This window comes from Antarctobacter aquimaris (genome assembly GCF_900184945.1).
Taxonomy (GTDB): Bacteria; Pseudomonadota; Alphaproteobacteria; order Rhodobacterales; family Rhodobacteraceae; genus Maliponia; species Maliponia aquimaris.
On record NZ_FXYF01000001.1, the window covers coordinates 29,809 to 48,134 of the forward strand.

16 protein-coding genes are annotated in these 18,326 nt (G+C 67.3%); 2 read left to right on the forward strand and 14 right to left on the reverse strand.

All coding sequences use genetic code 11. The annotated features are described in order from the left end of the window. Nucleotides 1-10 precede the first annotated feature (10 nt). The 14 genes from hemA to bchF all read right to left on the reverse strand — a co-directional run bounded on the left by hemA (nucleotide 11) and on the right by bchF (nucleotide 15,714). Entirely contained in the window at nucleotides 11-1,225 is a 1,215-nt protein-coding gene (gene hemA, locus MAA8898_RS00125) for a 5-aminolevulinate synthase (RefSeq protein WP_094018946.1), read from the reverse strand. Continuing rightward, nucleotides 1,215-2,024 (reverse strand): putative photosynthetic complex assembly protein PuhE, encoded by an 810-nt coding sequence (gene puhE / locus MAA8898_RS00130; protein ID WP_094019430.1) that lies wholly within the window; start codon nucleotides 2,022-2,024, stop codon nucleotides 1,215-1,217. The genes hemA and puhE overlap by 11 nt, the downstream gene beginning before the upstream one ends. Before the next feature lie 75 nt (nucleotides 2,025-2,099). After that, the gene (gene acsF, locus MAA8898_RS00135; RefSeq protein WP_245853197.1) at nucleotides 2,100-3,245 is read right to left on the reverse strand and encodes a magnesium-protoporphyrin IX monomethyl ester (oxidative) cyclase; all 1,146 of its coding nucleotides are present in this window, start codon (nucleotides 3,243-3,245) and stop codon (nucleotides 2,100-2,102) included. Next, entirely contained in the window at nucleotides 3,242-3,538 is a 297-nt protein-coding gene (locus tag MAA8898_RS00140) for an O2-dependent cyclase accessory protein (RefSeq protein WP_094018947.1), read from the reverse strand. The genes acsF and MAA8898_RS00140 overlap by 4 nt, the downstream gene beginning before the upstream one ends. Nucleotides 3,539-3,565: 27 nt before the next feature. After that, on the reverse strand, nucleotides 3,566-4,087 hold the full coding sequence (puhC, locus tag MAA8898_RS00145; protein WP_094018948.1) for a photosynthetic complex assembly protein PuhC: 522 nt from the start codon (nucleotides 4,085-4,087) through the stop codon (nucleotides 3,566-3,568). Between the two features lie 10 nt (nucleotides 4,088-4,097). After that, a complete protein-coding gene (gene puhB, locus MAA8898_RS00150; RefSeq protein ID WP_370738598.1) occupies nucleotides 4,098-4,724 on the reverse strand; it encodes a photosynthetic complex putative assembly protein PuhB in 627 nt (208 codons plus the stop codon). 61 nt (nucleotides 4,725-4,785) lie between these two features. Beyond that, on the reverse strand, nucleotides 4,786-5,556 hold the full coding sequence (gene puhA, locus MAA8898_RS00155; protein WP_094018950.1) for a photosynthetic reaction center subunit H: 771 nt from the start codon (nucleotides 5,554-5,556) through the stop codon (nucleotides 4,786-4,788). 16 nt (nucleotides 5,557-5,572) lie between these two features. After that, the gene (locus MAA8898_RS00160; protein WP_094018951.1) at nucleotides 5,573-7,012 is read right to left on the reverse strand and encodes a PucC family protein; all 1,440 of its coding nucleotides are present in this window, start codon (nucleotides 7,010-7,012) and stop codon (nucleotides 5,573-5,575) included. Then, nucleotides 7,009-7,680: a magnesium protoporphyrin IX methyltransferase gene (gene bchM / locus MAA8898_RS00165; protein ID WP_094018952.1), complete on the reverse strand. Its 672-nt coding sequence runs from the start codon at nucleotides 7,678-7,680 to the stop codon at nucleotides 7,009-7,011. The genes MAA8898_RS00160 and bchM overlap by 4 nt, the downstream gene beginning before the upstream one ends. A gap of 94 nt (nucleotides 7,681-7,774) precedes the next feature. Then, nucleotides 7,775-8,674: a ferredoxin:protochlorophyllide reductase (ATP-dependent) iron-sulfur ATP-binding protein gene (gene bchL, locus MAA8898_RS00170; protein WP_094018953.1), complete on the reverse strand. Its 900-nt coding sequence runs from the start codon at nucleotides 8,672-8,674 to the stop codon at nucleotides 7,775-7,777. 109 nt (nucleotides 8,675-8,783) lie between these two features. After that, nucleotides 8,784-12,350: a magnesium chelatase subunit H gene (locus MAA8898_RS00175; RefSeq protein ID WP_094018954.1), complete on the reverse strand. Its 3,567-nt coding sequence runs from the start codon at nucleotides 12,348-12,350 to the stop codon at nucleotides 8,784-8,786. Then, nucleotides 12,340-13,917 carry a ferredoxin:protochlorophyllide reductase (ATP-dependent) subunit B gene (gene bchB / locus MAA8898_RS00180; RefSeq protein WP_094018955.1) on the reverse strand — a complete coding sequence of 526 codons (1,578 nt, stop codon included), beginning with the start codon at nucleotides 13,915-13,917 and terminating at the stop codon, nucleotides 12,340-12,342. Before bchB ends, MAA8898_RS00175 begins: the two co-directional genes overlap by 11 nt. A gap of 43 nt (nucleotides 13,918-13,960) precedes the next feature. Further along, nucleotides 13,961-15,229, reverse strand: coding sequence for a ferredoxin:protochlorophyllide reductase (ATP-dependent) subunit N (locus tag MAA8898_RS00185; protein ID WP_094018956.1), 1,269 nt, complete (start codon nucleotides 15,227-15,229; stop codon nucleotides 13,961-13,963). Then, nucleotides 15,226-15,714 carry a 2-vinyl bacteriochlorophyllide hydratase gene (bchF, locus tag MAA8898_RS00190; protein WP_094018957.1) on the reverse strand — a complete coding sequence of 163 codons (489 nt, stop codon included), beginning with the start codon at nucleotides 15,712-15,714 and terminating at the stop codon, nucleotides 15,226-15,228. The genes MAA8898_RS00185 and bchF overlap by 4 nt, the downstream gene beginning before the upstream one ends. Nucleotides 15,715-16,015: 301 nt before the next feature. Here bchF and MAA8898_RS00195 point away from each other — a divergent pair, with 301 nt between their 5' ends. Together MAA8898_RS00195 and ppsR are read left to right on the forward strand one after the other, a co-directional pair. Beyond that, nucleotides 16,016-16,798: a hypothetical protein gene (locus MAA8898_RS00195; protein WP_176445022.1), complete on the forward strand. Its 783-nt coding sequence runs from the start codon at nucleotides 16,016-16,018 to the stop codon at nucleotides 16,796-16,798. A 41-nt stretch (nucleotides 16,799-16,839) separates the two neighbouring features. Continuing rightward, on the forward strand, nucleotides 16,840-18,219 hold the full coding sequence (gene ppsR / locus MAA8898_RS00200) for a transcriptional regulator PpsR (RefSeq protein ID WP_245853198.1): 1,380 nt from the start codon (nucleotides 16,840-16,842) through the stop codon (nucleotides 18,217-18,219). Nucleotides 18,220-18,326 lie beyond the last annotated feature (107 nt).

An 18,326-nucleotide genomic window follows, 5' to 3' on the forward strand; every position in this document is an offset into this window, starting at 1 on the left:
TCAAAACCCGTCAGGCGACGGCGTGGGCAATCGCGCACTGCTTCCACAGCACGGTCAGCGCATCGACCAGGTGATCGATGTCGGCATCGCTGTGCAGCGGTCCGGGGGTAAAGCGCAGCCGCTCGGTCCCCTTGGGCACGGTGGGATAGTTGATAGGCTGCACGTAGATGCCCCAGTCGCGCATCAGGATGTCGGCCAGCATGCGGCACTTGACCGGGTCCTTGATCATCACCGGGATGATGTGGCTGTCGTTGTCCATGTGCGGGATGCCGCGCTTGTCCAGTTCGGCGCGCAGGCGCGCCACCTGCCGGCGCTGCTGCTGGCGCTCCACGTCGGACACCTTCAGGTGCGCGATCGAGGTCTGCGCCGCCGCCGCGACCGCCGGGGGCAGCGCCGTGGTAAAGATGAAGCCCGAGGCAAACGACCGGATGAAATCGCACAGCGCATGGCTGCCGGTGATGTAGCCGCCCATGCAGCCGTAGGCCTTGCCCAGCGTACCTTCGATCAGGTCGATCCGGTGCGCCAGGCCCCGCTCCTCGGAGACGCCGCCGCCGCGCGGACCATACAGGCCCACCGCATGCACCTCGTCGAGGTAGGTCATCGCGCCGTGCTTTTCGGCGATCTCGACGATCTCCTCCATCGGGCAGATGTCACCGTCCATCGAGTAGACGGACTCAAAGGCCACGATCCGGGGCGCATTGGCCGGCAACTGCGACAGCTTGCGGTCCAGGTCCTCGGGGTCGTTGTGCTTCCAGATCACGGTCTTGGCGCGCGAATGACGCATCCCCTCGATCATCGAAGCATGGTTCAGCGCGTCCGACAGGATCACCGCGTCGGGCAGCCGCGACCCCAACGTCGACAGGGCCGCCCAGTTCGACACGTAGCCGGAGGTGAACAGCAGCGCCGCCTCCTTGCCGTGCAGGTCGGCCAGTTCCGCCTCCAGCGCCACGTGGTGGCAGTTGGTCCCCGAGATGTTGCGCGTCCCGCCGGCGCCGGTGCCGCAGCTGTCCACGACCTCCTTCATGCGCTCGCGCACCGTCTCGTGCTGGCCCATGCCCAGGTAGTCGTTGGAGCACCAGACGGTCACCTGCTCCGGCGTGTGGTCGCTGTGGCTCCGGGCGCGCGGAAAGGCGCCGCACTTGCGTTCCAGTTCCGCGAAAATGCGGTAGTTGCCTTCCTTTTTCAGCGCATTCAGCTGCGCCGTGAACATGGCGTCAAAATCCATGGGGTCCCTCCGGAGTCTTGCTTTTGGTGTGTTGGGGCGCGGGCAGCATCCAGCGCCAGAGTTTCGCGTCCGGCAAGGGCAGCACCATCAGCCAGTGCTCGACCAGGGCCAGGGCGGTGATCGCGGCCAGCAGGGCAAAGCCCACCTGCCCGCCCGCCGTCTCGGCGGCGACCAGGCGCTCCAGCCAGCAGGCGCAGGCAAAGGCCAGCGCGCTGACGGAAAACGGGAACAGCCAGTTCAGCTTGCGGATGCGGAAATGGCTGGGCAGATGCGCCAGCGCGCCGGGAATGAATTCGGTATTGATGCGCGGAACCCCCAGGTAGAGGTTCAGCTTGGCCGAGATGCGGGCAAAGTACAGCACGACAAAGGTCCAGAGCCCCACCGGGTTCTCCGCCTCCCAGCCAACGACGCCCAGCACCAGGATCGCCGCCAGCAGCGCCATCTCGTGGTAGGCCACGGTGCCCCAGGCGCGGATGAACCGCTCCCCCTCGGACACGTCGCTGGGCAGAGGCCGGGTCACCGGCCCCGTCACCACGCCGGTCAGAAAGGCCAGCTCGATCCAGCCCCAGACCGCCAGCGCGGCGACAAACCCCAAGAAGGCACTGCCGACCGACAGCACCTCCAGCGTCTTCAGGTAGGTCCAGCCGCCCCAGACCAGCAGGGGCAAGGCCAGCAGCGTCACCGCGCGCGCCACCCGCACCCCGCGCCGGTCCGCCACCCGCACGACCAGCAGGATCGCCCCGGTGGAAAACCACCAGAGGAATACCGCCGTCAGGGCTGCGATCCAGGGGTCTGACACCACGCGTCTGTCCTTCTTCTCTGTCCAAATACGCCCGGGGGTGTGGGGGCAGCGCCCCCACTCGGAAGGCCGGTGTCAGTACGACGGTTGCAGCCGTGTCACCGCGGGTACACGGTGCTTTCTGGCCGGGATCGTGTAGAGCGACACAAAGGCCAGCGCGGCCTTGGCGCTGCCCGCGAGGTTTCCGACAAGGCCCGACAGCCCGCCGCGCGCCCTGGCCTCGGCGATCTGCACGTTGGCCCGTTGCAGCCGCTCCAGGTTGCGCTGCCAGCGCGGGTGGTCGATGTCCAGCGTGATCGGAAAGATCTGCTCGGACAGTTTCGAGGTCTTGGTATAGACCTCGTGCGCGTACCAGTCGGGATCCACACCCAGCGCCTTGTGAAAGGCCGGGCGCTGGTGGTCGCGCACGTACATTGTGGCATAGACCGCCGTCAGAAAGAACTTGATCCACAGCACGTTGACGCCCGAGGTCAGCTTGGGGTCCGTCTTCATCAGCATGGCAAAGGCCTCGCCGTGCCGGAACTCGTCGTTGCACCACTCCTCGAACCACTTGAAGATCGGGTGAAAGCGGTGCTCGGGATGCGCCTGCAAATGACGAAAGATCGTGATGTAGCGCGCGTAGCCGATCTTTTCCGACAGGTAGGTGGCGTAGTAGATGAACTTGGGCCGGAAGTAGGTGTACTTCTTCTTCTGCGTCAGAAAGCCCAGGTTCACCGCGACACCCGCCTCGCGCAGCGCATCGTTGATGAAACCGGCATGCCGCGCCTCGTCCCGCGCCATCAGCTGGAACAGCTGGGTGATCTCCTTGTTGGCGCCGCGCCGCTTCATCTCCTTATACAGCACGCAGCCCGAGAATTCGGCCGTGCAGGAGGAAATCAGGAAGTCGATGAATTCCTTCTTCAGCTCCGGCTCCATGCCGTCCCAGTCGACATGGTCCCATTCGGCGGTCTTGCGGAAATGGCCCTTGTTCGGGTCGGCCAGCATCTCGGCGATCAGCGGGTCCCACTCGTCGCGGATGCCCGACACGTCGATCGCGTCCAGCTCGTCAAAATCGGTGGTGTAGAACCGCGGCGTCAGCAGCGTGTTCTGCATCGCCACCTCGGTGGCGAAGGTGCTGTCCAGCTTGGCCTGGGCCTCCTGGATGGCCAGACTTTCCTCGGCGGTGGTGGCGTCGGCGGTGTGGGTTGCGGTGCCGGTCAGCGGCGTGTTCTGGACGTTCACAGCTTGACCTCCTCGGAGAAGGAGAATTCGCACAGCTCCATGACCCCGAGATCGCCGGTCAGGCGGGTCCAGAGGCGCTCCAGCTTGCTCGCGCGGGTGATGATCGCCTCGCGGTCCTCGATCACGATCTCGCCAAAGGGCGCCATGATCTCGGGGCCCTTCACCTGCACCTCGTCACCGGGATAGACCACGGCGCCGTTGTTGAACCGCACGTGGGCGTGCAGGCTTTCGAACTTGTGGGAAATCTCGACGGTGCAGGGCGCCCGTTCGATGTCGCGTGTCAGTAGTCCCATGGTCGTTGTCCTTCCTGGCAAACAGGGTCAGGGCTGCGCAGTGGGGGCCGCGTCCGGGGTCTGACCCGGGGAGGCGGTGCGCGGTTGAGCCAGCAGCCTGGCGAAGGCTCTGGCATTGTCGGCGCCGAACCCCATCAGGTCGGCGCGCCACCCCGTGGCGGGGTCGATGATGGCCATGCGGCCATTTTCATAGGCTTGCAGCAGGACGGGCCCGTCCTCGGGCAACCGTGCCTTGCCGCGTTCGTGCAGGATCACCCGGTGGACCCCGGCGATGAATCCGCCCTGTTCCGGCGTCAGGTCGGCCAGCAGGGCGCCCGTGGCGTCGAACACCCGCACCGCGCCGGTCAGGTCGCTGTCGAGGGAAAAGGCGCGCTGCGCCTTGAGTGGCGAGATCGGCGGCAGGCTGTCCAGCGGCTGGCGCGTCATCACCGACCAGCTGACCAGCGCCAGCGTGGACAGGATCAGCGCCAGCACCGCGCGCACCATCAGGCGCGGGACGCGGTTGGCCTCGTCGGTGTGAAAGCGGGGGGCGTCGGTGCTGTGTGTCATGGCTCTGTCCTCACTCGGCCGCCATCGCGGCCCGCGTCACGCGCGGCGCGCTCTCGGCGAGGCCCACGCGCTCTTCGGCCTGGATGGCCAGCAGCTGCGCGACCCGGGCGGCATCCGGGATGCAGCGCAGCGCCGGCTGGGTGCGGAACCGCCAGGGCCGGACATGCGGCCAGCACACCAGGTAGGAGAGCCGCGTGTCGCCCAGGGTACGAAAGGCGATGGTGCCGGTGCCGCCCTTGCGCAGGTCCAGGTCGGCGCTGCCGATCTGGGTGTAGGGCAGGTTCAGCGTCACGGTCAGCGCCGCGCCGATCCGCATCGCCACCCGGCGGTTGGTCACGGTGTAGACGGTGCAGCTGGCCTGGATCCAGGCGGTCAGCATCAGCAGCGCCGCCACGATCGCCGCCAGCACGGCAAACGGCAGCGAGGCGCCGATCGCCTGCCCCAGCGGCATCTGGTCCATCACCGTGGTGAACCGCCAGAGCGCGAGAAAGGCGAAATACCCCATGATCCACCAGAACCCGAGCGACGCCTTGGTCAGCGCCCACCAGTCCGGCTTGCCCTGCCAGAGGATGTGCTCGCCCTCGGGCGGCGTCTCGGGCAAGCCCCGGACCGGTTCTACTGCGAAATCGTCGTGCATCGTCATCTCCCGGCGCGTCGTCTTGGGCCGCCCCCGCCACCGCGGCGGGGGCGAAAGGGGGTCACAGTTGCGGTTCGAGCCGCGCCTTGGAGGCATAGAGATAGCCGCCGCCGTAGTAGCCCGAGACCTTGTCTTCCTCGAGCTTGGTGATCTGCGCGGTGCTGGCGATGGTCGGCACCTCGGCGAACTGGTGGGCGTAGATCGACTTGACGATCACCTTGGGGCCCCAGATCCGCGCCATGGTCATCGGCACCAGCCGCGTGGTCCCGTCGCTGTCCAGCTTGTATTCGAGGTAGCGCACCATCTGTTCCGGCACGTCGACCCACATGTCGGTCACCATGCCCATGACCTCGCCATCGCCGGAAATCACCGGCAGGCCGCGCGGATCGCGCCCCGAGGCATGGATAAAGCCGTCCAGGCTCGCCATCGGGCGGATCTTGGGGTGGCCATGGGCGTCCAGCTCGGCCTCGTCGCGGCGTGGCGCCCAGGAGGCGGGGCCGACACCATCGACCAGCGGATTGCCCGTCGGGTCAAAGGGAAAACCGTTGGCCGCATTGGTCCGCGCCAGCGCCAGGCTGCTGTCGGGACGGTCCGGCGCCTGCCCCGACGGCACGGTCAGTTCGCCCCGGCCATGCGGCAACAGAAAGGTCTTGTCCTCGGGCACCGGGAACGGCCCCTGGTTGGCGGCCGCCTTGCCGTGTTCATCGACAAGCGGATAGCCCTCGCGCATGTTTTCGCGCTGGATGTAAAAGATCAGCAGGGCGAAGAAGACCCAGAACAGCCACAACGTCAGGCTCGCCAGGTCGAAATTGCCGAAGAAGGGGTCTGACATGGGTGTGTCCTCCGGGTCAGGTTGGGAAATCGGCAAGGCCGATCCGGGTGTCATGGGTGGGACGCGCCGCGCGCCCGCCGCGCCGGTTGACCAGCGGGCCAAGCGCGATCAGCGTCAGGAAGATCAGCGCGATCTCGGTATGGTAGACAAAGGAGTAGCCGGTGGCGGCGCTGGCCATGGCCTCGCCCCACTGGCCGCTCATCGCGGTGGCGTTGACAGTGTCGCGCAGCGTGCCGCCGATGACGATGGAGAGGCCTGCGGCCGTGGCCTGGCTTGCTCCCCAGGCCCCCAGCGCCAGGCCACGGCCTGCCAGCCCTTCGGCCGGCATGGTCATCGCGGCGGTCAGGGTGGCGACCGAGAACAGCCCGCCGCCCAGCCCGATCAGCGCCGCGCCAAGGAAGAACAGCGCGGGCGAGCCCAGCGGCGCGGCAAAGATCACGGATGAAAACGCGGCCAGCCCGATCAGCAAGGCGGTGCCGCCCATGCGGTAGGGGTTCACCTTGCGCGCCAGCAGCCGCGCCGCCAGCGCAAAGCCGATCAGCGCGCCGCTGGCCCACATCGCCGTCAACAGCGTGGTCGAGGACACCGACAGGCCGAGAATCTCGCCGCCGTAGGGCTCCAGCAGAACGTCCTGCATGTTGAAGGCCATGGTGCCCAGGAAGACGACAACCAGCAGCCGCCCTGCCTCTCCGCCCGAGGCCAGGTCGGCCCAGGCGTCGCGGAACTGCGGGCGCGGCGCCTCGCGCTCTTCTCGTGACATCGGGCGCACGCGCTCCTGCCGCCAGAGGGCGACCAGGTTCAGCACGATGCCCGTGGCGGCGGCGCCCTGCACGACGCGGATCAGCAGGATGGGTTCGAAGTCCTGCAACAGCCAGCCGATCACGATGGAGGAGATCCCCATGCCGACCAGGAACATCACGTACAGCAGCGCGACAACACGCGGGCGCGTCTCGTCCGTGGCGCGGTCAGCGGCCAGCGCCAGCCCGGCGGTCTGTGTCATGTGCATCCCGAGGCCGGTCATCAGGAAGGCCAGGGCCGCCAGCACCTCGCCGGCAAAGGGCACGTCGTGGACAGTGTTGCCCTCCAGCACCAACAGCGCCATCGGCATCACCGCCAGCCCGCCCATCTGCCAGAGCGAGCCGAACCAGAGGTAGGGAATGCGCTTCCACCCGATGGCCGAGCGGTGGGTGTCCGACCGGAACCCCAGCAGCGCGCGGAACGGCGCGATCAGCACCGGCAGCGCGATCATGAAGGCCACGAGCGTCGCGGCGATCCCCATCTCGACGATCATCACCCGGTTCAGCGTGCCCAGCAGCAGCACCGAGGCCATGCCGACCGAGACCTGGAACAGCGACAGCCGAAGCAGCTGGCCCAGCGGCAGGTCTTCGCTCGCCGCGTCCGAAAAGGGCAGGACGCGGGCCGACAGCTTCTTGATCCGAGACGCGCCCAGGATCATGCCGCCACCTCCAGCGCGTGCGAGATGTAGAACCCGACCGAGACCCGGCCGAGGTCCGAGACAGTGCCGGTATCCGACAGCGCTCGCGCCAGGCGGCGGGTGCCCTGCGGCACCATGACGGGCGACCGGTCGGCACGCGGAAACAGCTTGCCGGTCTGCCACATCGCCATCAGCAGCGGGGTGCGCGGCGGCACGGTAAAGACGATGCTGCGCGCGGTGCGCAGGGCCAGAATGTCGATGGCGCGGCGGATGTCGTCCTCCGCGTAGTAGATCAGGCTGTCCATCGCCATGACGTGATCGAACTGACCTAGATCGCGGGACAGCATGTCCCCGGCGACAAAGCGCACCTTGTGCGCCAGCGCCTCGGGCAGCCGTCGGCCGGCGATCTCGATCAGCGAGGGGGAGATGTCCACCGCCACCACCTCGGCGCCGCGCGCGGCCAGTTCGGCGGTCATAAGCCCGGTGCCGCAGCCCGCATCCAGCACCCGCGCGCCGCGCAGGTCCGTCGGCAGGCGGGCCATCATCCGGGCGCGCATCTCGTCGCGGCCCTTGCGCACCGTCTCGCGGATCCGGCTCACCGGCGCGTCGGAGGTCAGCCGCTCCCACACCTGGGTGGCGGTCCGGTCGAAATAGGTCTCGACCCGCGATCTGGTGACTTCGTAGGTCATCTCCGGTGTCTCCGCAGGAGGCACCGAGCGCGCGAACGCGTTTGCGCAGCAAATGCGTGCGGCGCCCGGTCGGACCGTGTTGCCAGCGTCGTCATCAATCGAACCCCAGAAGTTCAAAGATCGCCCGGTCTTCCATCGGTGCGGGCGCCAGCGGATCGGTGCCGCGCCACAGCGTCTCGGCCAGGCGGATGTATTCGGCCCGCGCCATGACGATGTCCTCCTCGTCGGGCATCTCGAAGAGGGTCTTTTTCTTCAGCCGCGAGCGGCGGATCGAATCCACGTCCGGCATGTGGGCGATGCGCCTGAAACCGACCGTATCGCAGTAGCGGTCCACCTCGTTGGTGTCCCGGGAGCGGTTGGCCACGCAGCCCGCCAGCCGCACCTTGTAGTTGGCGCTCTTGGCCTGCACGGCAGCGATGATCCGGTTCATCGCGTAGATCGAGTCGAAATCGTTGGCGGTCACGATCACCGCCCGGTCGGCGTGTTGCAGGGGGGCTGCGAACCCGCCGCAGACCACGTCGCCCAGCACGTCAAAGATCACCACGTCGGTGTCCTCCAGCATGTGGTGCTGCTTGAGCAGCTTGACGGTCTGGCCCACGACATAGCCGCCGCAGCCGGTGCCCGCCGGCGGCCCGCCCGCCTCGACGCATTTCACCCCGCCCCAGCCCTCGGCGACAAAATCCTCGGGGCGCAGTTCCTCGGGGTGGAAATCCACCTCCTTCAGGATGTCGATCACCGTGGGCTGCAACCGACCGGTCAGCGTGAAGGTGCTGTCATGCTTGGGATCGCAGCCGATCTGCAACACCCGCTTGCCCATCTTGGCAAAGGCCGCCGACAGGTTCGACGAGGTGGTCGACTTGCCGATGCCCCCCTTGCCGTAGACCGCAAAGACCTGCGCCCCCTCGATCCTTACCCCGGCGTCCTGATGCACCTGCACCGAGCCTTCGCCGTCGTCGCCGCGCCGCAGTTGCGGAATGTCGTCTCTCGGGCTCATCGCGTCCTCCGTTCAGGGCGGATCGCCCCGGGTTTCTTCTGGCCGGAAATATCCCGGGGGTGCGGGGGCTGGCCCCCGCTCCGGCACCGGCCATGTGCACAGGTCGTCGTCATTCGGCGGCCACCCCTTCCATCCGGTCCTCCAGCGCGTCCGCCGCATCCTGCAGCGCCGCCAGGGTTGCCGCGTCGGGGGTCCAGTAGTTGCGGTCCGAGGCTTCGAGCAGGCGGTTGGCCATGCGGCTCGAGGCCACCGGGTTCAGCGCGGCCAGCCGGTTGCGCATCGCCTCATCCAGCACGAAGGTCTCGGAGATGCGCTGGTAGATCCAGGGTTCGACCTTGCCGGTGGTCGCGGACCAGCCCAGCGTGTTGGTCACCTGCGCCTCGATCTGGCGGACGCCCTCGGCGCCATGCGCCAGCAGCGCCTCGTAGAACCTGGGGTTCAGCGACCGCGCGCGGGTCTCCAGCGTCACCTGGTCGGCCAGCGTGCGGATCCTGCCCGAACCGCGCGTCTGATCGCTGATGTAGACCGCTGCCTCTTCGCCGCGCGCCCGCTTGACCGCGCGGCTGATGCCGCCCAGCGTGTCAAAGTAGTGGTCGACCGTGGTCACCCCCAGCTCGACCGATTCGAGATTCTGGTAGGCGACCTCGACCCGCTTCAGCGTGGCCTGCAGGACCTTGGGGTTGGCCGAAGCCTTGCCGTTGACGCCGTAGGCAAAGCTCTTGCGCGCCTCGTAGGCGTCGGCCAGCTCGTCCTCGTCGCCAAAGGCCGAGCTGTCGACCAGCTGGTTGACGTTGGCCCCGTAGGCGCCTTCGGCGTTGGAAAAGACCCGCAGCGCAGCCTCCTCGATGCCGCAGCCGGTGGTCTCCATGTGCGCCAGCGCGTGGGCCCGGATGAAGTTCTGCGTCAGCGGTTCGTCCGCCTGCGCGGCCATCAGCGCCGCCTCGGCCAGCAGCCGGGTCTGCAGCGGCAGCAGGTCGCGGAAGATGCCCGAGAGGGTCATCATCACGTCGATCCGCGGCCGACCCAACTCGCGCAGGGGGATCAGTTCCGCCCCGGACAGCCGGCCAAAGCTGTCGAACCGCGGCCGCGCGCCCATCAGCGCCAGCGCCTGGCCGATCGGACCGCCGTCGGACTTGATGTTGTCCGACCCCCAGAGCACCAGCGCGACGGAGCGCGGCAGCGAGGCGTGGGTGTCCAGCAGCAGCTGCGCCTGTTTCGCGCCGTCGCGGCAGGCGTATTCGGTCGGCATCCGGAACGGGTCGAAGGCGTGGATGTTGCGCCCGGTGGGCAGGATGTCGGGCGAACGGATCAGGTCGCCGCCCGGCACCGGCGGGGTATAGCCACCCCCGAGCGCATGCAGGATGGCGGGGATCTCGCTGTCCTGTGCCAGCGCCGCCAGCACCCGCGAGCGGGTCTCCTCCGGCACGGCGCCCATCGCGTCGGCATAGGCGTGGCGGGTCGCCTCGCTCAGCCGCTTGCCGACGACATGCAGCCCCTCGGGGATCAGCGCCTCTTCGGTTTCCAGCAGGCGCAGCCACAGCGTCTCTGGCTTGCCCTTCAGGTCCACCGCGTCCGCCTGCTCGGCGATCAGCGCCTCCAGGTCGGCGCGCTGCGGGTCCTCGTCGCCGAGGCTGCGCCAGCGCGACAGGCTGTCCTTGAGCTCGCTCAAACCCTTGTAGAGGCCGGCGGCGGCCAGCGGCGGGGTCAGGTGCGTCACGGTAACGGCGCCCGAGCGGCGCTTGGCCAGGCTCGCCTCGGAGGGGTTGTTGGCGGCGTAGAGATAGACGTTGGGCATCTCGCCGATCAGCCGGTCGGGCCAGTCGCGCGCGCCCAGGCCCGCCTGCTTGCCCGGCATGAACTCCAGCGCGCCGTGCATGCCAAAATGCAGCACCACGTCGGCGGCAAAGGTGTTGCGCAGGTAGAGGTAGAACTGGGCAAAGGCGTGGGTCGGGGCAAAGCCGCGTTCGAACAGCAGCCGCATGGGATCGCCCTCGTAGCCGAAACCCGGCTGGACGCCGACAAAGACCTTGCCGAACTGCTTGCCCAGCACGAAGACGCCGCGCCCGTCGGACATGACCTTGCCCGGCGCCGGGCCCCATACCGCTTCGATAGCCTTCAGCGGCGGGGTGTTGGCAACGATGCTTTCTGCGCTGACATGGGCGGCGACGTTGGCCTCCTGCCCGTACTGGCGCGCGTTGCCCTGCAGCACGGCGGCGCGCAGGTCGGCGACCGTGGCAGGCACGTCCAGGTCATAGCCGCGCGCCTGCATCGCCAGCAATGTGTTGTGCAGGCTCTCGAACACGTTGAGATAGGCCGCCGTCCCGGCCGCCCCGGCATTCGGCGGAAAGCCGAAGAGCACGATGGCCACCTTGGTATCGGCCAGTTTCTTGCGCCGCAGCGTCACTCGGCGCAGGACCTTTTCCGCCAGGCTGTCGATGCGCTCCAGGCAGGGCGACATGGCCTTGCAGTCGGACTGGACATGGCAGCCGTGGGCGCAGCCGTTGCAGCCCTCGGGTCCGTGCCGCCCGCCAAAAACGGTGGGCGCGGTGGCGCCGTCCAGCTCCGGCAGGGCGATCAGCATGGTGGTCTCGATCGGGCCCAGCCCTTGCCCCGAGCCGGCCCACTGACCCAGGGTCTGGAACTCCAGCGGATGCGCGGCGATGTAGGGAACATCCAGCTCCGCCAGCACCTTGATGGCGGCGGCGTTGTCGTTGTAGGCCGGTCCGCCGACCAGGCTGAAGCCGGTCAGCGACAGCAGCGCGTCGATCTGCGGGCCGCTCTCGTCGCGAAAGAACCCCTCGATCGCCGGACGCCCGTCCAGCCCGCCGGCAAAGGCGGGCAGCACGCGCAGGCCCTTGGCCTCCAGCGCGCGGATCACGGCATCGTAATGCGCGGTGTCGGCCGACAGGACGTAAGAGCGCATCATCAGCAGGCCGACAGTGCCGACCGGGTTTTTCGGCGCGGGCAAGGCGTCGGGGTCGGTGGTGATTCGGCCGTCAAGGTCCGGGTGGTAGAGGCCGACATCGGGGTAGTCGACCGGGGCGGGGGCCTCGGCGCCCAGCCACTCGGGCCGTGCCTTGGCGTAGCGGCCCAGCAGGTAACGCACCAGCGCCTCGATGTTGTCGTCCGATCCGCCCAGCCAGTACTGCATCACCAGGAACCAGCTGCGCAGGTCCTGCGCCTTGCCCGGGATCAGCTTGAGGATCTTGGGCAGGCGGCGCAGCATGCGCATCTTCTTGGCGCCGTCCTCGGTCGAGGGCTGGGACGAGCCGCGCAGCCGCTTCATCAGCTGCATCATGCCCGAGGCGGGGGCCGCCATGTCCAGCTTGCCCATCCGTGTCAGCTTGACGATCTGCGCGTCGGCGATGACGCCGATCATGCCGTCGACCTTGTCGCGCACCCGCTTGAGGTCCGGCAGGATCGGCGCGATGTGTTCCTCGAGGAACAGCAGGTTGGCCATGACCATGTCGGCCTGCGCGATGCGGGCGCGGGTCTCGGCCAGGGCGTTGGGCGTTTCGGCCCATTCGGCGGCGGCGTGGACACTGACCGAAAGGCCGGGGAAATCCCGCGCAAGCCTGCCCGCGACGCGCATCACCGGGCCGGCCGCGTGGCTGTCCAGCGTGATGATCACGATGTTGTAGGGCTCTGCACCCGATGTGACCTGATCACCGCGCATAATGGGCCTTGGCCTCGTAGAGCGTGTCGATGCTGATCTTTTGGACGCCGCGCTGGGTGGCAAAGCTTTCGGTGTTGCGGCGGGCCTTGCCACGCACGAAGAAGGGGATCTTCTTCAACTCCTTCTCGGCGCAGGGCAGCCAGAGAACCTCGATGGTCGCGGCGGTCGCGCCCCGAACGTTATCCAGGGCCTCACCCGCCACGGCCAGAGGTCCCGGCTCATGGCCGGGACGGGTGTCGTCCAGCGACCGCAGGTCGGCCTTGCCGCCATGGTGGCTGGCGCCCGCCGCGTCGTGAAACTCGAAGTCCTCGCGGAACATGGTGAGCAGGTGCTCTTCGAGACCCATGACCAGCGGATGCACCCAGGTGTCGAAGATCACGTTGGCGCCTTCGATACCCATCTGCGGCGAGTAGCGCGCGGGGAAGTCCTGCACATGGACCGGGGCCGAGATCACCGCGCAGGGGATGCCCAGGCGCTTGCCAATGTGGCGCTCCATCTGGGTGCCGAGGATCATCTCGGGCGCCAGCTCCTCGATCTTCTGTTCGACCTCGAGGTAATCGTCGGTGACCAGCGCCTCGACGCCGTAATCCTTGGCCAGGGCGCGGATCGGTCGGGCCTGTTCGCGGTTGTAGCAGCCCAGGCCCACCACCTCGAAACCCATCTCGTCGCGCGCGATGCGGGCGGCGGCGGCAACATGGGTGCCGTCGCCGAACAGGAACACGCGCTTGCCCGTCAGATAGGTGCTGTCGACCGAGCTGGAATACCACGGCAGGCGCAGGCGGCTTTCGTCCAGCACCAGGTCACGCCCGGTGATGCCGGCGATCTCCGACACGAAATCGCGCGTGGCGCCGACGCCAATCGGCACCGTCTTGGTGAATGGCAGGCCGAGATCCCGCTCCATCCAGCGGCAGGCGCTTTCGCCCGTCTCGGGGTACATCAGCACGTTGAAATGCGCGGCCCCCAGCCGGGCAATGTCGCGCGGCGTGGCGCCATAGGGCGCGGTCACGTTGACGCCGATCCCCATGTCCGACAGCAGCGCCTCGATCTCGGTGATGTCGTCGCGGTGGCGAAAGCCCAGCGCCGTCGCGCCGATCAGGTTGGCGGTAGGCCGGGCGGTCTTTTCGCAAGGCTTGGCCAGTGTGCGGCAAATCTGGAAGAAGGTTTCGTCCGCGCCGAAGTTTTCCTTGCGCTGGTAGCTGGGCAGGTCCAGCGGGATCACCGGGATCGGCAGGCCCATGGTCTCGGCCATGCCGCCGGGGTCGTCCTGGATCAGCTCGGCGGTGCAGGAGGCACCGACAATGATCGCCTGCGGCTGGAAGCGGTCATAGGCCTCCTGGGCGGCGCGCTTGAACAGGTTGGCGGTGTCCGCGCCCAGGTCCTGCGCCTGGAAGGTGGTGTAGGTCACCGGCGGGCGGTGGTTGCGCCGTTCGATCATGGTGAACAGCAGGTCGGCGTAGGTGTCGCCCTGGGGGGCGTGCAGCACGTAGTGCAGGCCCTTCATGGCGGTGGCCACGCGCATCGCGCCGACATGGGGCGGGCCTTCGTAGGTCCAGACCGCGAGCTTCATGGCCGGTCTCCGGAAAAGCGAGTTTTTGCAGAGAGAAGAAACATCAGGCTGTTTCTCCGACTTTCAGAGCCGCGCGGCGGCGCAGCGGGCGCGAGAAGAGACCGGCGAGGTCGCCGGCCTGCTCGTAGAAATGCACCGGGGTGAAGACCAGCTCGATCGCCCACTTGGTGGTCAGGCCCTCGGCCTCCAGCGGGTTGGCCAGGCCCAGGCCGCAGACGGTCAGGTCCGGGCGCGCGGCGCGGGCGCGGTCCAGTTGCAGGTCCACGTCCTGGCCTTCGGAAAACACCGGGCCCGGAGCCATCATGGCCATGTCCGGGCCGACGATGCGGCGATGTACATAGGGCGCGCCGACCTCCAGAGCATCCATGCCGCATTCGCGGGTCAGGAACCGCGCCAGCGGGATTTCCAGCTGGCTGTCGGGGAAGAAGAACACCGACTTGTCGCGCAGCGTCGCGGCGGCCTGGGCCACGGCCTTGCGCGCGCGGGCGCGCGGCACCTCTGTCACCCTTTCGAACCGCTCTTCGCTGACCCCGAATTCCTCGGCAATGGCGCGCAGCCACTCGGTCGTGCCCTCCTCGCCAAAGGGGAACAGCGCCGGCAGGTGCCGCGCGCCGCGCCGTTCCAGCGCGGCCAGCGTGTCACCCAGAAACGGCTGGACCAAAGCAAACACCGTGTTCGGGCCGACCGAGACCGGATCGTCGGCGCGGGCGGCGGGCAGCACGGTGACCGGGCCGATTCCCAGCCCGTCGAGCAGCGCCAGCATCTGGTCCTGCACCACGTCCGGCAGCGCGCCCGCCAGCAACAGTTGGCGGCGGTCGGTTTCGGGCAGGGTCGGAACGATGGCGGCCAGGCAGGCGTCCTCGCCCTGGGTAAAGGTCGTCTCGATCCCGGACCCGGAAAAGTTGATGACCCGCACGCGTGGGGCGAACTGGCGGCTGAGGCGCTCGGCGGCCTTTTCGAGGTCCAGCTTGATGACCTCGGACGGGCAGGACCCGACAAGGAAAAGCTGACGGATGTCAGTCCGGCGTGACAAGAGTTTCGCGACTTCACGGTCCAGTTCGTCCTGGGCGTCAGCCAGGCCTGCCAGGTCGGTCTCTTCGAGAATCGCCGTGCCAAAGCGTGGCTCGGCAAAGATCATCACGCCCGCCGCGCTTTGCAGCAGGTGCGCGCAGGTGCGGGAGCCGACGACCAGAAAGAAGGCATCCTGCATCTTGCGGTGCAGCCAGATGATCGAGGTCAGGCCGCAGAAAACCTCGCGCTGGCCGCGCTCGCGCAGCAGGGGGGTGTCGGCGCAGCCGGTCCGGACGGTCATGCCGGCACCCCGGACTGCAACCGCGCGACGCGCAGCTTCCACAGGAACTGACCGGCATTCATGACGTAGACAACATAGGCCGCCAGCGCGAGTCCCATCTGCGTGCGCGGCGCAAAGCCGGGCGCAAGAAGCGCGTAAATGTAGAAGGAATGCAGGGCGATAACCAGGAAGCTGACCACGTCCTCCCAGAAGAAGGCGGGGGCCAGGAGGTACTGTCCAAAGACCACCTTTTCCCAGATCGCGCCGGTGATCATGATGAGGTACAGGAACCCGGTCTTGACCAGGATCGAGACGGTCGCTGCCTCGTATCCGGACCCGGTCTCGAGATAGCGCAGGACCAGCACGACCGACACCAGGAAGGCGAGGAACTGGAGCGGGGCCAGCACCCCCTGAACCGTTGTCCAGATGCTGGCGTCGCGGCGCGCGCGCTGTTCGGGCGTGTAGAGAGAGGCGCCTTGCCCCGGGTCCCTGCGGTGCTGTCCCATGTCCGACTCCCACCTCCTGTTGCCTCGAGAGTATGGGTCGGGCCGGCAAAGTGTCAATTATAATTTACAGTGTGAGGCTGACAGATACTGCACGATTCTGCGGTGCAGACTTCCGCGCCAGGAATTCAGGCATTGATTTATAAAGATATTATTTCCATCTGGGCTTGCAGACCCTCAGCTCCGCCCGATCTGTCTAATCTCTTTGACATTTTCGACCCAGTCCATGACACTGGACAGGTCGATATCGTCTTCACGCCGGCAGGATGGCTCAACGGTACGCGACCGCAGCGAGGGTATGGACATGAGTGGCGGTGAACGCACCTACGACCGGCACGGCGCAGACGCGCCCCGGGTGACGTTTTTTGCCCGCCACGTCCTGGGCGAGGTCAGCCAGCGACCCGGCCAGAGCAAGACCGCGCGCCGCGATGCCTTTGCCCTCTGGCTGGCCAAAACGGTGGCCTCGCTTGCCCCTTTCGACCAGGATGCCGTGCTGGAGTCGCTGGACCGCGCCCGGCTGACCACCGACGACCTGATCCTGCATTGCGTGCCGTTTGCCGCCGGACTGCTGGGCCAGCGCTGGATGTGCAACGAGCTTGGGTTTGCGCAGGTCACCGTCGGCTCGGCCCGGCTGTTCGGCCTGTGCCACCTGCGCAACCCCGACTGGCCGGCCAGTACCGCGCCGGAAGAGGGGCTGTCGATCCTGCTGGCGACACTCGACGTCGAGGACCACATGATCGGCACCGCCGTGCTGGCCTACCGCCTGCGCCGCATCGGCCACTCCGTGCGAATCAAGACGCGCGCCAGCGCCGAGGACCTGCTGGAATTGCTGGATGTCGGCAGTTTTGACGGGCTGTTGCTGTCCTGCGCCCAGATTCGCAGTCTTGAAAACATTGGCGAAGCGGTTAAACAGCTTAGAAGCCGCGGCTGCATACAGGTGCCTATCGTTCTGGGTGGTGCAGTTCTGCACGAGGCCGATGGCATCAAGGAAAAGACAGGCGTGACATTGGCCACCAACGACATCAACGCCGCGCTCAGCCTGATCGGGCGCAGTGCCGAGCACGCCTTGCCCAGGGTGGCCGAATGATGCGTACCGGCGGACCACAATGGCCCATGGGTCCGATCCCCATGATCGAACCAGACCATCTGCCCGAGATCCTGGCGGCGACCTCCGACATTGCCTTCGTGGTGTCGAAGACCGGCGTGATCCTGACCGTGCTGGTCGACGACGCCGAGCCTGAAGGCCGGTCCCTGTCACACTGGGTCAGCCATTCGATGCGCGATTTCCTGGCCAGCGACAGCGTGGGCAAGTTCGACGATATCCTGACCAGGGTGGCGGACGCCGGCCGCTTCGACATGCCGGTCGAACTGAACCACGCCGAAGAGAAGATGTGGCCCTATCCCGTGCGCTACACGGTCCACCGCGTCGGCAGCGACGGCGATATCCTGATGCTGGGCCGCGACCTGCGGCAGGTGGCGGAAACGCAGCAGCAACTGGTCCAGGCGCAGATCGCGCTGGAGCGCGGCTACGAGGAACGGCGCGAGTTCGATGCGCGCTACCGGATGCTGCTGGCCTCGACCTCGGATGCCTTCATCTTTGTCTCGGCCTCGGACGGGCGCATCCGCGACCTGAACGCCCCGGCCGCCAGCCTGCTGGGCGGCACGCGCGAGGAACTGACCGGCGCGCCGATCGCCCAGGAATTCAAGGACCGCCGCCGTGGCGAGTTCGTCGAGAACCTGGTCACGCTGGCGGTGTCCGAAGTGTCCTCGGATCTTGCCGTGCAGACGCGGCGGTCGCGCAAGGATGTGCTGATCACGCCGACCGTGTTCCGCGCGGCGGGCGAACGGCTGATCATCTGCCGGCTGACCCCGGACAGCGACCAGCACCAGGTCAACGATCGCCTGACGCACAACCTGGCCCTGCTGTTCAACAAGAGCACGGACGCCGTTGTCTTTGCCGACACCAAGGGCGTGATCGAGATCGCCAACGAGGCCTACCTCGAACTGGTCGACGCGGCCAACCCGTCGGACGTCAAGGGCCGCTCGCTGGCGGATTTCATGGCGCGCGGACAGATCGACCTCAGCGTGGTGCTGGAAAACGCCCTGCGCTCCGGGCACATGCGGATCTACGCGACCAAGCTGACCAACGAATACGGCACGCGCACGCCGGTCGAGATGTCGGTGGTCTACCTCAACAACAGCGCCAAACCCACCATCGGCTTCATCATGCGCGATGCCAGCCGGGTCGAGGCGATCCGCAGCGCCGCCAACAGCCCGGTCGGTCCCGCCGCCGTCGATCACAACGTGGCCGAGCTGGTCGGGTCGGCCACGCTGAAAGAAATCGTCGCCGAGACGAACGACGTGATCGAGAAGATGTGCATCGAGACAGCGGTCGAGCTGACGCGCAACAACCGCGCCGCAGCGGCCGAGATGCTGGGCCTGTCGCGCCAGAGCCTCTACGTCAAACTGCGCAAGTACGGCCTGCTGAAAAAGGACGACGACGACTGATTGCTGGTCAACGCGCGGGACAAGGGCCGCGCTAGGCGGCCTTTCTCTTGACACCTCCCAAGTTGACACCGTGGGTAGGAGGCAAAAAAACGTCTTGCCAGGTTGAC

What these genes read in the sequence shown, in the direction of transcription:
- hemA (WP_094018946.1), bottom strand. Translation starts at nt 1,225, where the DNA reads ATGGATTTTGACGCCATGTTCACGGCGCAGCTGAATGCGCTGAAAAAG.
- bchL (WP_094018953.1), bottom strand. Translation starts at nt 8,674, where the DNA reads ATGAGCCCGAGAGACGACATTCCGCAACTGCGGCGCGGCGACGACGGC.
- bchM (WP_094018952.1), bottom strand. Translation starts at nt 7,680, where the DNA reads ATGACCTACGAAGTCACCAGATCGCGGGTCGAGACCTATTTCGACCGG.
- MAA8898_RS00185 (WP_094018956.1), bottom strand. Translation starts at nt 15,229, where the DNA reads ATGACCGTCCGGACCGGCTGCGCCGACACCCCCCTGCTGCGCGAGCGC.
- MAA8898_RS00160 (WP_094018951.1), bottom strand. Translation starts at nt 7,012, where the DNA reads ATGATCCTGGGCGCGTCTCGGATCAAGAAGCTGTCGGCCCGCGTCCTG.
- ppsR (WP_245853198.1), top strand. Translation starts at nt 16,840, where the DNA reads ATGATCGAACCAGACCATCTGCCCGAGATCCTGGCGGCGACCTCCGAC.
- bchB (WP_094018955.1), bottom strand. Translation starts at nt 13,917, where the DNA reads ATGAAGCTCGCGGTCTGGACCTACGAAGGCCCGCCCCATGTCGGCGCG.
- MAA8898_RS00195 (WP_176445022.1), top strand. Translation starts at nt 16,016, where the DNA reads ATGAGTGGCGGTGAACGCACCTACGACCGGCACGGCGCAGACGCGCCC.
- puhA (WP_094018950.1), bottom strand. Translation starts at nt 5,556, where the DNA reads ATGTCAGACCCCTTCTTCGGCAATTTCGACCTGGCGAGCCTGACGTTG.
- bchF (WP_094018957.1), bottom strand. Translation starts at nt 15,714, where the DNA reads ATGGGACAGCACCGCAGGGACCCGGGGCAAGGCGCCTCTCTCTACACG.
- puhB (WP_370738598.1), bottom strand. Translation starts at nt 4,724, where the DNA reads ATGCACGACGATTTCGCAGTAGAACCGGTCCGGGGCTTGCCCGAGACG.
- MAA8898_RS00140 (WP_094018947.1), bottom strand. Translation starts at nt 3,538, where the DNA reads ATGGGACTACTGACACGCGACATCGAACGGGCGCCCTGCACCGTCGAG.
- puhC (WP_094018948.1), bottom strand. Translation starts at nt 4,087, where the DNA reads ATGACACACAGCACCGACGCCCCCCGCTTTCACACCGACGAGGCCAAC.
- MAA8898_RS00175 (WP_094018954.1), bottom strand. Translation starts at nt 12,350, where the DNA reads ATGCGCGGTGATCAGGTCACATCGGGTGCAGAGCCCTACAACATCGTG.